This is a genomic window from Mycolicibacter arupensis, assembly GCF_002086515.1.
Classification (GTDB): Bacteria; Actinomycetota; Actinomycetes; order Mycobacteriales; family Mycobacteriaceae; genus Mycobacterium; species Mycobacterium arupense.
Map to the genome: position 1 here is coordinate 21,942 of NZ_MVHH01000041.1, position 12,006 is coordinate 33,947.

At 68.0% G+C, this 12,006-nt stretch carries 13 protein-coding genes; 6 read left to right on the plus strand and 7 right to left on the minus strand.

All coding sequences use genetic code 11. From position 1 onward, the window contains the following. Window positions 1-61 precede the first annotated feature (61 nt). The 4 genes from BST15_RS16295 (at window position 62) to sfnG (ending at window position 2,458) form a co-directional block, all read left to right on the plus strand. Window positions 62-370, plus strand: a complete 309-nt coding sequence (locus BST15_RS16295) for a hypothetical protein (RefSeq protein ID WP_046189278.1) — start codon at window positions 62-64, stop codon at window positions 368-370. Window positions 371-830: 460 nt separating this feature from the next. Next, complete coding sequence (locus BST15_RS21495; RefSeq protein WP_198528304.1) at window positions 831-986, plus strand: hypothetical protein; 156 nt, start codon at window positions 831-833, stop codon at window positions 984-986. Next, window positions 986-1,306 (plus strand): LLM class flavin-dependent oxidoreductase, encoded by a 321-nt coding sequence (locus BST15_RS16300; protein WP_046189277.1) that lies wholly within the window; start codon window positions 986-988, stop codon window positions 1,304-1,306. Before BST15_RS21495 ends, BST15_RS16300 begins: the two co-directional genes overlap by 1 nt. 21 nt (window positions 1,307-1,327) lie before the next feature. After that, entirely contained in the window at window positions 1,328-2,458 is a 1,131-nt protein-coding gene (gene sfnG, locus BST15_RS16305) for a dimethylsulfone monooxygenase SfnG (protein WP_046189276.1), read from the plus strand. A gap of 52 nt (window positions 2,459-2,510) precedes the next feature. Here the strand turns inward: sfnG and BST15_RS16310 are convergent, their stop codons facing one another. Beyond that, window positions 2,511-3,062 carry a DUF1802 family protein gene (locus BST15_RS16310; RefSeq protein WP_046189275.1) on the minus strand — a complete coding sequence of 184 codons (552 nt, stop codon included), beginning with the start codon at window positions 3,060-3,062 and terminating at the stop codon, window positions 2,511-2,513. Window positions 3,063-3,095: 33 nt separating this feature from the next. On the opposite strand from BST15_RS16310, the gene BST15_RS16315 reads away from it, so the two are divergent. After that, a complete protein-coding gene (locus tag BST15_RS16315; RefSeq protein WP_046189274.1) occupies window positions 3,096-3,851 on the plus strand; it encodes an enoyl-CoA hydratase in 756 nt (251 codons plus the stop codon). A gap of 57 nt (window positions 3,852-3,908) precedes the next feature. Here the strand turns inward: BST15_RS16315 and BST15_RS16320 are convergent, their stop codons facing one another. Then, window positions 3,909-5,621, minus strand: a complete 1,713-nt coding sequence (locus BST15_RS16320) for a hypothetical protein (RefSeq protein ID WP_046189273.1) — start codon at window positions 5,619-5,621, stop codon at window positions 3,909-3,911. A gap of 262 nt (window positions 5,622-5,883) precedes the next feature. On the opposite strand from BST15_RS16320, the gene BST15_RS16325 reads away from it, so the two are divergent. Further along, complete coding sequence (locus BST15_RS16325) at window positions 5,884-6,279, plus strand: hypothetical protein (RefSeq protein ID WP_131701200.1); 396 nt, start codon at window positions 5,884-5,886, stop codon at window positions 6,277-6,279. A gap of 10 nt (window positions 6,280-6,289) precedes the next feature. Here the strand turns inward: BST15_RS16325 and BST15_RS16330 are convergent, their stop codons facing one another. From BST15_RS16330 to infB, 5 genes are all read right to left on the minus strand, one after another. Then, window positions 6,290-6,850 carry a sugar O-acetyltransferase gene (locus BST15_RS16330; RefSeq protein ID WP_109370804.1) on the minus strand — a complete coding sequence of 187 codons (561 nt, stop codon included), beginning with the start codon at window positions 6,848-6,850 and terminating at the stop codon, window positions 6,290-6,292. Window positions 6,851-6,861: 11 nt separating this feature from the next. After that, window positions 6,862-8,175, minus strand: coding sequence for an MATE family efflux transporter (locus BST15_RS16335; protein WP_046189271.1), 1,314 nt, complete (start codon window positions 8,173-8,175; stop codon window positions 6,862-6,864). Beyond that, window positions 8,172-9,170 (minus strand): DHH family phosphoesterase, encoded by a 999-nt coding sequence (locus tag BST15_RS16340; RefSeq protein WP_109370802.1) that lies wholly within the window; start codon window positions 9,168-9,170, stop codon window positions 8,172-8,174. Before BST15_RS16340 ends, BST15_RS16335 begins: the two co-directional genes overlap by 4 nt. Next, a complete protein-coding gene (gene rbfA, locus BST15_RS16345) occupies window positions 9,151-9,630 on the minus strand; it encodes a 30S ribosome-binding factor RbfA (RefSeq protein ID WP_046189269.1) in 480 nt (159 codons plus the stop codon). The genes BST15_RS16340 and rbfA overlap by 20 nt, the downstream gene beginning before the upstream one ends. A gap of 2 nt (window positions 9,631-9,632) precedes the next feature. Continuing rightward, a partial coding sequence (infB, locus tag BST15_RS16350) for a translation initiation factor IF-2 (RefSeq protein WP_083071054.1) occupies window positions 9,633-12,006 on the minus strand: 2,374 nt, incomplete at its 5' end.

Here is a 12,006-nt window from a genome sequence, read left to right on the forward strand (position 1 = left end):
GACGAGCTACCCTGGCGGAAGTCCCCAGGGTGAGGTTCCACCGCAACCGAAGGTCCACACGATGAGCGCTGCCAGCAATCCCCTAGACAACCGTGGCTACGGAGCCCCAGCCTCCGATTGGACACCGCCACGCGAGACCGGGATGAAGCCGACAGAGCCGATCCCGCTGCGGCAAACCCGGACCCGCCGCACCGTCGATCTGTCGCCCGCCCAACATCGCGGCCTCGATCTGTGGCAGCGCGACGCCGCCGACCGAGTGGGATGCGCGCGCATCACCGGGCAGGAAGTCATGACGGCGCTGATCGACCAGCTACTGGCCGATCCGGAGCTGTCGGCTCAGATCATTCGAACACTGCGATCGCGCCGCTAGCGGCCCGGCATCACTTGGCGTGCATCGCGGCGCAGTTGGAGTTCGTCAGGACACCGTTGAAGCGATCACCGACCCAAGCCATGCTGCGCTCACCGTCAACGAACTCCGGTTGTGCGAGATATGCACCGGCCCTTTGGGTTTGATATCCTCGACGCACCGAGCGGCGAGGATGGTCTTCAGCGGTTCGGCTGACGCCAGTTCGTCCACCTGCGGGGACAGCACGGAGCCATGAGCCGGGCGCACTCAATCGGTTCGCCCAGGGCCGAGTAACGGTGGGAATTGAAATCACCTTGCGTTTTGTCGCGTTCTGCCGAGAAATCGCTGGTCATGCCGGTTTCAGTCCCCTGGTCGGTGCGTCAGCCATCTTGCCGGTGCGGCAAGGCCCAGCGTTGGATCTCGTCAGCACCCGACATCCAACACCAGAACATTCGTTGTGGCACTTAGTGCCTGAGGAGCATCCATGACCACCATTGCCGAACCGGCAGCAGTCAGCGACGTGTTCTTCGGCGCCGTGCCGGCAACCGCCGACCTCGTCGCCGAACAACTGCGGCAGAACGCCACCGAGCGCGACCGGGCCAATGCAACGCCACGCGCCGAGTTCTGTCTGTACCGCTGATGGCCATCACCTATCAGCGAATCTCGGGCGGCCGGCTGCTGCTCAATGTGATGACCGGCGGCGACGACGCCGAGCAGCGCCGGTTTGGCGACGACCTGGACAAGACGGCGCGCGACCGCCGGGCTGGCGAGTTCATCACGGTCTTTCGGCAGCTGTGGTCGGGCGAACCCGTCACCTTTCACGGCGATCACCTCTTCGTTGAGGACGCCAGGATCGTCCTATCCGGATACCCGCACCTTGAGGAGGCGTTCTCATTCGGGGAGGGCGTGCTGCCGATTCTGGCCGAGCGCGGCCTGCTCGCCAACTCTGAGCTTCGCTGAGAGATCCAGGGAGACAACACGATGCCGAACGTCGACTCCAGGCCACTGAGCTTCGCGTACTGGGTTCCCAATATCAGCGGCGGCCTCGACGGGTTCACCGCCGAACAGCCCACCGATTGGAGCTACCAGTACAACATCGAACTGGCACGAATCGCAGAGCAAGCCGGTTTCGAGTACGCCCTGACCCAGGTGCGCAACATCGGGAGCCATGAGGCGCACTACCAATATGAGTCGACCAGTTTCGCCCTGGCCTTGCTCTTGGCGACCGAACGGCTCAAGGTGATCGCGGCCGTGCACCCGGGGTTGTGGCATCCGGGCGTACTGGCGAGCTGGCTGGCGACCGCCGACCACCTGTCGAACGGGCGGGTTGCGGTCAACGTCGTCAGCGGCTGGCTCAAGGATGAGTTCACCCAGCTCGGCGAGCCGTGGCTCGAGCACGACGAACGCTATCGGCGCGGCGCCGAGTTCATCCAAGTCCTCCAGGCGATGTGGAGCAGCCGGCCCGCCAACTTTGTCGGCGACTTCTACCGTATCCACGACGTTGTCCTGCAACCCGCGCCGCTGTCGTGGGCGGGCCGGCCCCATCCGGAGATCTGTCAGGGCGGCAATTCGACGGCGGACCGCGACAACGGCGGACGCTTCTCCAACTGGTACTTCTCCAACGGCAGCGACTTCGACGGGGTCGTAGCCCAAGTTGCCGACATACGCAGGATCGCCGCAGATTCCGGCCGCAGTGAGCCGCCCCGTTTCGGTCTCAACGGCTTCGTGATCGTCCGCGATACCGAAGCCGAGGCACACGCCGTGCTGCGCGAGATCATCGCCAAGTCTGATCTGCCCACCATGCAGGGGTTTGGCACAACAGTGAGAAGCGCCCAAGCACCGAACGGAGACCACCGTGACATCTGGGCCGATTCCAGTTTCGAGGACCTGATGCGGTACAACGACGGCTTTCGCACGCAGCTGATCGGCACCGCCGAACAGGTCGCCGAACGCATAGTGGCCTACCGAAAGCTAGGCGTGAACCTGATCCTGGCCGAGTTCCTGGATTTCCGGGAGGACATCCAGGCCTTCGGTCGTACCGTGCTGCCGCTGGTGCGCGAACTGGAGGCACAGGCCGGCCTGTCCGCCCCTCCCCTGCCCGCGCTGTCATGACCAGCGCCCCACCCGCCTAGCCACGGGCAGATCTGAGCTGACCTGCGGCCGGTCAGCCGACTGCGTCGCGGACCCGCCGCGTCACCGCGGCAAGCTCCGCGTCGGTGCAGATCGGCTCGCCGAGCACCGGGTCGGCGATCGGCAGCTGAACCCAGCTGGCGCACCCGGCGTAGTCGGGACTGCGATCCAAACGCACCGGCTCGGCCAGTGGAAACACCTGGACCACCAACGCCGTCAGTCGGTGTTTGGGCCTGAAGTCCAGCCGATCCGCCCGCACCGATTCGGCGGTCCAGATATGCAGGTCCGCGATGGACTCCAGCGCGTCGGGCCGCTCGACGGGCAGTGCGGCAACGACTTTCGCCGCCGCTCGCACCAGAATCTGTTCTTCGGTGGAGTCGGCGGCCGCAGGACCGAGCAGGTCTCGATGTTCGGGACGGACACGGTCGGCGTGACTGTGCACCGAGGTCGGAAACAGCAGGAACTCGTCCGCGCTGACATCGAATCGCTTCTCGTGAATGCCACCTTTGCGCAGCAGAATTCGTTGCCGCCCGGCGAGCAGTGCGGCAACGACAGCGCTCCACTCCTTCAATGCCATGCCGTGCATTGCCCTCAGCGTAGCCGCGGCTACGGTGAACCGGTGAGCGACGACATTTTGCTGGTCCAGACCCAGGACCGGATCTGCACCGTGACCCTCAACCGCCCGCAGGCGCGCAATGCGCTGTCCGTCGCCTTACGCGAGGCCATGTTCGGCGCGTTGGCCGACGCCGACGCCGACGCCGAGGTCGACGTGGTGATCCTGACCGGCGCCGACCCGGTGTTCTGCGCGGGTCTGGATCTCAAAGAGTTCGGCGAGTCAACGGGCCTGACCGACATCTCACCGCAGTGGCCGCCGATGACAAAGCCGGTCATCGGCGCGATCAATGGGGCGGCGGTGACCGGTGGGCTCGAGTTGGCGCTGTACTGCGACGTGCTGATCGCCTCCGAGCAGGCCCGATTCGCCGACACCCACGCCCGCGTCGGCCTGCTGCCGTCCTGGGGGCTCAGTGTCCGGCTGCCTCAGAAGGTCGGCGTCGGATTGGCCCGCCGGATGAGCCTGACCGGCGACTACCTGTCGGCGGCCGAAGCACTGCGGGCCGGGCTGGTGACCGAAGTGGTTCCGCACGCAGAGCTGCTTCCTGCGGCACACCGGATGGCCGCCACGATCGTGGGCAACAACCAGGCCGCGGTTCGTGCGCTGCTGGCGTCGTATCACCGCATCGACGAATCGCAGAACGCCGCAGGTCTGTGGATCGAGGCGATGGCGGCCAAGCAGTGGCTCAACACCGTGACCGGCGCCGACGTCGCCGCCAACCGCGCGGCGGTACTGGAACGGGGACGCTCCCAGGTGCACTGACCGCACCCGCCCCGGGCGGCGTGATGAGCCGCCCGGGACGTGTCGGTCAACGCAGGCCTAGAAATCCAGGCCGAGGAACGCAGCACCCGGGTCCATCAACGCCGAGGCGTCGAAGCCGCCGAACAACCCGCTGAGGTCGACGTCGCCGAACGGTGTCACGAAAAGGTCGGAGACGGTGCTGTCGGCGCCGTCCAGACCCGGGATAGCCGTGTAGACATTGGCAAAGCCGCCGCCGAGGTTGAACACGTCGTACACCGAGCCGATCTCGGGCAGACCCGCGGCTCCCGCATTGCCCGCCGTGACTCCGTCGATGACGAACTCGGTGTTGGTCAGGCCCAACAGTTGGGTGACGGTCTCCTGTGCGTGCGCGCTCCCAAGCAGCTCGGCGTCGGCCCCGGTGCCGTCGTAGACGTTGAAGTCCTGCGACGTGATGGGCAGCGGGAAATAGGTGCCGCCGAGGTCGAGACCGGGGGTGCCCCCGCCGATGTTCAACAGTGGCAGGGCTCCGACGGTCTGGAAAACCGGGTTGAAGCCCTGCGCCCCGGCCACGGTGACGGGATCGAAGGTGGTGCCACCGATGCTGAATGCGGCAGCGCCCAGGGCTGTGTCACTCAACCCGGTGAACGCACCGCCCGGGTCCAGCACCGTTCCGGTGCCGGTGACGCCACTGAACAGCCAACTCAAGTCCATGTTGCCCAAAGGCGTCACGAGGGTGTCGGTGATCTTTGCGTCCTGTCCCGGTGTGGCGACGTAGACATTGGCGAAGCCGCCACCGAAGTTGAAGGCGTCGTAGACCGTGCCGGCAGTCGGCAGTTCGGCACCGCCGTCGGCCGCCGTGACCACCAGCTGCGTGTTGGTCATGCCCAGCAGGTCCGTGACGTCGACGCCGGTGTTGATGGTGCCGATCTGTGTGACATCGCCGCCGCTACCGCTGTAGACATCGAAGCTCTGGCTGGCCAGGCCGTTGCCCTGCTGGGTCGGATCACCCAGCGACGCACCACCGATGGTCAAGAGCGGAGCGGCTCCACCGAGGGCGATGATCGGGGCGAAACCCTCCTGCGCCGCATCACCGGTCCCGGTGTACGGGTCCAATGTGAAGCCGCCGATGGCGAAGGCTTCCGCGCCGCCGCCGGCGGCGGCCGCGTGCAGAGCGCCGAAGGCATCGCCGGGCTGCAGCGCGTCTGCCGCGTTGAGGCCGGCAAACATCGAGCTGAGATCCATGCTGCCCCACGGCGTCACGAAGGTGTCGGTGATGTTGCCGTCATCTCCGGGCGTGGCGACGTACACGTTCGCGAAGCCGCTACCGAAGTTGAACACGTCGTAGACCGAACCCGACAACGGCAGATCCGCCGGCGACCCGCCGGATGCTGCGGTGACATCGGTGACGGTGAACTCGGTGTTGGTCAGGCCCGCCAGGTTCGTCACCACCACGCTGGAATTGACGCTGCCCAGGTTGGTGCCGTCGGCGCCGTACACCGCGAAACTCTGGGGCGCGGTGGGCAGCAGGCCGCCCGGGCTGCCGCCGCCCAAGGTCAGCAGCGGCGCGGAACCGGTGAGGGGGTGAACCAGCGAGAACCCTTCCGCGCCCGTGGCGTCGTTGAAGGGGTCGAACGTAAACCCGCCGATGGTGAAGGCATCGGCGCCGGATGCGCTCGGCGCGAGAGCGTCTTCGCCCGGGCCGGCCGCTGCGGTCGCGGCCTGCAAGAACGCCGTAGTAAGCAGCCCACCCCCGGTGGCCAGGCCTGCGGCGATCAGTCGATAGTGCATCATCGTCAGCTTCCCCAATTCCGTCGTTTTGCGAAGTCGGCGGATTACATCCGGATGGTCAGATGTATGCCACCGGTAACAACGGCCAGAACGTTACCGACGAGTAACCTGAATAGATAGATAGAATTCCTAGGCATTTTCTGCCGATCTACTGGAGGTCCCCTGGCGCTCCCCGGCCTGGATCGGGGCTAACGTGGCGTGATGATGCGCGGCCAAGCGGGACCGACAGACAGGCTCACGCTCGCGAATCCTCAGGCGGCCTGAGGTGTCCCAGCGCTACCCGCCGTATCCCCCGTACCCCTACGGCGGCTTTCCCCCACCGACGCCGCCACCCCGACGGGCCTGGGACGTGGTCAGCGCCGGCGTGCTCGCAATACTTCTGCTCCCGGCCTGTGGATTTGGCCTGATCTACTCGATGTTTGCCGGTATGGCGACCGACGTGTGCTCGAGCACCCGCCAGTGCAGCGACAGCATGATCGGCGGCGCCTATCTGGTCGCCTGGGGCGGCATGGCGGCCGCCCTCCTGCTCACAGTGGTGGGACTGGGCGTCAGTGCGCGCCGGCGCAGCCGCATGGTCATCTGGCCGGCACTGGGCTGGGCGACGTTCCTGATCACGTTCGTCGCCGGGGGCGTGCTGTTGAACGCGGGCGTCGGCGGCTGACAACGTCGCGTCAGTACAGCGGCCTGAGGACGCGGCACGGATTTCCGACCGCGAGCACCCCGGCCGGGATGTCTCGGGTCACCACGCTGCCGGCCCCCACCACCGAGCCGGCACCGATAGAGACACCCGGACACACGATCACACCTGCCGCCAGCCAGACGTCGTTGCCGATGGTGATCGCAGCAGCCGATTCCCAGCCCTCGCGGCGCGCATCGATGTCATCGACGGGGTGCAGGGCGGTCAGAAGTTGGGCGCGCGGGCCGATCTGCACGTCATTGCCGAGGGTGATGGGGGCGCAGTCCAGAAAGACCGCGTCGTAGTTGATGAAGCAGTTGGCCCCGATGGTGATGTAGATGCCGTAGTCGCAACAAAAACGGGGCAGTATCTGCGAGTTCTCCCCGAACGAGCCGAGCAGCTCGACCAGTAGGTCATGCCGTACTGCCGAGTCGTCGGGACCGGTGGCGTTGAACGCCGTCACCAGGCGCTGACACCTCAACCGGCCGGCGACCAGGTCGGGGTCATCAGGCCGATACAACGCGCCACGGAGCATCCGATCTCGCTGATGGCTCACGACCGCCGATCCTACGGCCGACCAGCCCGCACCCAGCGCCCCGACAGTGCCCGCCATCCGACGAACAGCAACCGCAGCACGATGAAGGCACTCAAACCCGACCAGATGCCGGCCAGACCCCAGTGCAGCACCAGCGACATCCAGGTCAAGGGTAGGAAGCCGAGCAGGGCACTGGCCACGGTGGCGGTACGCATGAACGCCGCGTCGCCGGCGCCCAACAGCACACCGTCCAGTGCGAAAACTATTCCGGCGATGGGTAACTGAGCAACCAGGAACCACCACGGCACACCGATCGCAGCCAGCACCGCGCCGTCGCCGGTGAACACACTCGGCAGCACACCGGAACCGGCGGCCAGCGCTGCAGCCAGCGCGCCCGCGGCCAGTGCCGAGAACCCTGTCACCTGGATCGCCACCGACTTGGCCCGGCCGCCGTCACCAGCACCGAGCGCAGCACCCACCAGGGCCTGCGCGGCGATCGCCAACGAATCGAGTACCAGCGCCAGAAACGTCCAGAGCTGCAGAACGACCTGGTGGGCGGCCAGCGCGGCGGCGCCGAACCGGGCCGCGACCGCGGCGGCGGAGACAAAGCAGGCCTGGAATGCCAGCGATCGAACGATCAGGTCGCGGCCCATCACCAGTTGCGAGCGCAGCACCGCGGCGTCGAACCGTAGCGAGATCCGCTCCGAACCGAGTGCCCGCAGGAACAGCAGCGCCGACAGCCACTGCCCTGCACAGTTGGCCACCGCCGATCCCGCCAGGCCCCACCGCGGAAGACCCAGCGCCCCAAAGACCAGCAAGGGGCACAGCAGTGCCGAAAGCGCGAAGCCCGCAACCACATAACGTGGCGGCCGCGACGTGTCCTGCACGCCGCGCAACCATCCGTTGCCTGCCAGCGACACCAGGATCGCCGGTGCTCCCAGGATCGCGATGCGCAGCCACGGCAGGGCCGCCTGCGCAATGGTGTCGCGCCCGGCGACGGCCGAGACCAAGGGTGCCGCCACAATCTGGATCACGATGACGGCCAGTGCACCCAGGCCCAGCGCCAGCCACGTGGCCTGCACGCCCTCGGCGACCGCGGCGCCACGGTCGCCGGCGCCGAAGTGCCGGGCGGCCCGCGCAGTGGTGCCGTAGGACAGGAAGGTGGCCTGCGAGGCCACCAGCCCCAGGATCAGGGCGCCGATCGCCAGCCCGGCCAGACTCAGCGCGCCGAGCCGGCCGACCACAGCGGTGTCGAACAGCAGATACAGCGGTTCGGCGGCCAGCACCACCAGCGCCGGGACCGCCAGTGCCACGATCTGGCGGCCGCCAGCGGTACGGTCTGTCACCGTCCGAGCGCGGCAACCAGCGCGGCGACCACGTCCTGGGCCGTACCGGTGCCCGTGTAGCCGGCGGCCAGCCGGTGCCCGCCGCCGCCGAACCGGCAGGCCACCGCTGCCAAGTCCACCGTCGACTTCGCCCGCAGCGACACCGCCCAGCTACCCGGCTGGGTCTCCTTGAACACCGCGGCAACCTCGGCCTGGGCGGTGGTGCGGACGATGTCGACGATGCTCTCCACCTCCTCGGATCCCGCGGCGGTCCACTCGGCATGATCGACCAGGGCATAGACCAGTCCGCGCCCGTCCACCGCCTCAGGCAGCAGGCAGGCGCCGGCCAGCACTCGCGACAGCATCGTGAGCCAGCCGAACGGGTGAGTGTCCATCACGGTCCGGGTGACCGCGGCGTTGTCGACGCCGACGTCCACCAAGCGCGCCGCCAGCCGATGCCCGCGAGCGCTGGCCCACCGAAACGAGCCGGTGTCGGTGGCCAGCCCGGCGTAGAGGCAGTGCGCCACCTCTGCGTCGATGGGCTCCCCCAGTGCGTCGATCAGCTCCGCGACCATCATTGTCGTCGAATCAGCTTTCGGGTCAACAAAATTCGCCGTGCCAAACAGCTGATTGGATGCGTGGTGGTCGATCACCAGCAACGTGCCGACGGACATCGCCAGCGCCTGAAGCTCACCGAGCCGGTCGGCGCTGGAGACATCGACCGTCACCACCAAATCGACATCACCGCGGACCCCGTCTGGGCCGACCACCAAGTCGCTGCCGGGCAGCGAACGCAGCGATCGCGGCAGTTGTGCGGGATGAGCGAAGCTGACCGTCACCGCCGTGCCACGGCGGCGCAGCACCGCCGCCAGCGCCAATCCCGCGCCGATGGTGTCGGCGTCGGGCTGCACATGACAGATCACGGCCAGCGAGCTCGCACCCGCCAGCAGCTCCGCGGCCCCGGCGACATCAACCCGCCGGCCCGCGGGCAACGGGTCAGTCGCCCGTCTGCTCACCGTCACCGCTGTCGTCGGCACCCGATTCGCCGGGCGCCTCCCGGTAGGGATTGGGGTCCCCCACCGGCTGCTTTCCTTCCCGAATCCTGGCCAGGTCGGCGTCGGCGGCACGGGCGGCGGCCAGCAGTTCCTCCATGTGGGCAGCGGTGTCGGGCACCTTGTCCAGGACGAATGACAACGTGGGGGTGAACCGCACCCCGGTGCCGGCGCCCACCTTGGTCCGCAGCGTTCCCTTCGCACGCTCCAGTGCCGCGGCTGCGCCGGCATAGTCGGGCTCGTCCTGCAGGGTTGCCCCGCGCACCGTGTAGAACACCGTCGCGTCGTGCAGGTCGCCCGTCACCTTCGTGTCCGTCACAGTCACGAAGGCCAACGGAGGATCCTTGATCTCGAACTCAATGGCCGACGCGACGATGGTCCCGATCCGCTTGGAAAGCCGGCGAGCCCGGCCCACATCGACCACGGCTACGTCCGCGCCTTCTCGACGAGCTCGTAGGTCTCGATGACGTCGCCTTCCTTGATGTCGCTGTAGGTCAGCGTCAGACCACACTCGTAGCCGTCGCGGACCTCGGTGACATCGTCCTTCTCCCGGCGCAGCGACGAGACCGTGATGTTCTCGGCGACCACCACGTTGTCGCGCAGCAGCCGCGCCTTGGCATTGCGGCGGATGAGACCGGAGGTGACGAGGCAGCCGGCGATGTTTCCGACCTTCGAGGACCGGAAGATCGCACGAATCTCCGCGCGCCCCAGCTCCTTCTCCTCGTAGACCGGCTTGAGCATGCCCTTCAGGGCGCTCTCGATCTCATCGATGGCCTGGTAGATGACCGAGTAGTACCGGATCTCCACACCCTCGCGGTTGGCCAGTTCGGTGGCCTTGCCCTCGGCACGGACGTTGAAGCCGATGATGATCGCGTCCGACGCCGAGGCCAGGTTGACGTTGGTCTCGGTGATGCCACCGACACCGCGGTCGATGACCCGCAGCTGCACCTCGTCGTCGACCTGGATTCCCATCAGGGCCTCTTCCAGCGCCTCGACGGTACCGGCGTTGTCGCCCTTGAGGATCAGGTTCAGCTGACTGGTTTCCTTCAGCGCCGAGTCCAGGTCCTCCAGCGAGATCCGCTTGCGCGAGCGCGCGGCGAGCGCATTGCGCTTACGCGCGCTGCGCTTGTCGGCGATCTGACGTGCGATCCGGTCTTCGTCGACCACCAGCAGGTTGTCGCCGGCGCCAGGCACCGAGGTGAACCCGATGACCTGGACGGGCCGCGACGGCAACGCCTCTTCGACGTCGTCGCCGTGCTCGTCGACCATGCGTCGCACGCGGCCGTAGGCATCGCCGGCGACGATCGAGTCGCCGACCCGCAGTGTGCCGCGCTGGATCAGCACGGTGGCCACCGGACCGCGACCGCGGTCCAGGTGCGCCTCGATCGCCACGCCCTGGGCCTCCATGTCGGGGTTGGCCCGCAGGTCCAAGGCCGCGTCGGCGGTCAACAGCACCGCCTCCTCCAGGGCCGCGATGTTGGTGCCCTGCTTGGCGGAGATGTCGACGAACATGGTGTCGCCACCGAAGTCCTCGGCAACCAGGCCGTATTCGGTGAGCTGCCCCCGGATCTTGGCCGGATCGGCACCTTCCTTGTCGATCTTGTTGACCGCCACGACGATCGGCACGTCAGCGGCCTGGGCGTGGTTGATGGCCTCCACCGTCTGGGGCATCACACCGTCGTCGGCGGCCACCACCAGGATCGCGATGTCGGTGGCCTTGGCGCCACGGGCACGCATGGCGGTGAACGCCTCGTGACCCGGGGTGTCGATGAACGTGATGAGACGCTCGGAGCCGTCGAAATCGACCGAGACCTGGTAGGCACCGATGTGCTGGGTGATGCCGCCGGCTTCGCCCTCGCGGACGTTGGCCTTGCGGATGGTGTCCAGCAGTCGGGTCTTGCCGTGGTCGACGTGACCCATGACGGTCACCACCGGCGGCCGGCTCTGCAGGTCCTCCTCGCCGCCCTCGTCTTCGCCGTAGGTCAGGTCGAAGGACTCCAGCAGCTCGCGGTCCTCGTCCTCGGGCGAGACCACCTGAACGACGAAGTTCATCTCGCTGCCCAGCAGCTCCAGCGTCTCGTCACCGACCGACTGGGTGGCGGTGACCATCTCACCGAGGTTGAACAGCGCCTGCACCAGGGCAGCCGGGTTGGCGTCGATCTTCTCGGCGAAGTCGCTCAGCGATGCGCCGCGGGCCAGCCGGATGGTCTCGCCGTTGCCGTGCGGCAACCGCACGCCACCGACGACCGGCGCCTGCATGTTCTCGTACTCGGCGCGTTTCGCCCGCTTCGACTTGCGACCCCGCTTGGGCGCACCGCCGGGACGGCCGAAGGCACCGGCCGCGCCGCCGCGCTGACCCGGACGGCCGCCACCGCCACCGCCACCGCCGGGACGGCCGCGGAAGCCGCCAGCTGCGGCGCCCGCGGGACCTCCGCCACCGGGACCGCCGGCACCGCCGCCGCGGTAGTTACCACCGGGACCACCGCCGGGACCGCCGGGACGGCCACCGGGCGCACCCGGACGGCCACCGCCGCCGGGACGCGGCGGACCACCGGGACGCGCCGGGCGCCCCTGGGCACCGAAGTTGCTGCTGCGGCCGGGCATGTTGCCCGGTGTCGCACCGCCGCCGGGACGCGGCATGCCAGGCCGGGGGGCGGCTCCCCCTGGCCGTGGCGCCTGCGGGTGCGGGCGGGGAATGGCGCGCTCCACCGGCTGCGCCGAGGAGAACGGGTTGTTACCGACGCGGGGAGTGCGGGCGCCGGGCTTGGGGCCGGGCGCAGCGGGCCGGGGGCCGGGCGCG

What these genes read in the sequence shown, in the direction of transcription:
- BST15_RS16295 (WP_046189278.1), top strand. Translation starts at nt 62, where the DNA reads ATGAGCGCTGCCAGCAATCCCCTAGACAACCGTGGCTACGGAGCCCCA.
- BST15_RS16300 (WP_046189277.1), top strand. Translation starts at nt 986, where the DNA reads ATGGCCATCACCTATCAGCGAATCTCGGGCGGCCGGCTGCTGCTCAAT.
- sfnG (WP_046189276.1), top strand. Translation starts at nt 1,328, where the DNA reads ATGCCGAACGTCGACTCCAGGCCACTGAGCTTCGCGTACTGGGTTCCC.
- BST15_RS16320 (WP_046189273.1), bottom strand. Translation starts at nt 5,621, where the DNA reads ATGATGCACTATCGACTGATCGCCGCAGGCCTGGCCACCGGGGGTGGG.
- BST15_RS16310 (WP_046189275.1), bottom strand. Translation starts at nt 3,062, where the DNA reads ATGCACGGCATGGCATTGAAGGAGTGGAGCGCTGTCGTTGCCGCACTG.
- BST15_RS21495 (WP_198528304.1), top strand. Translation starts at nt 831, where the DNA reads ATGACCACCATTGCCGAACCGGCAGCAGTCAGCGACGTGTTCTTCGGC.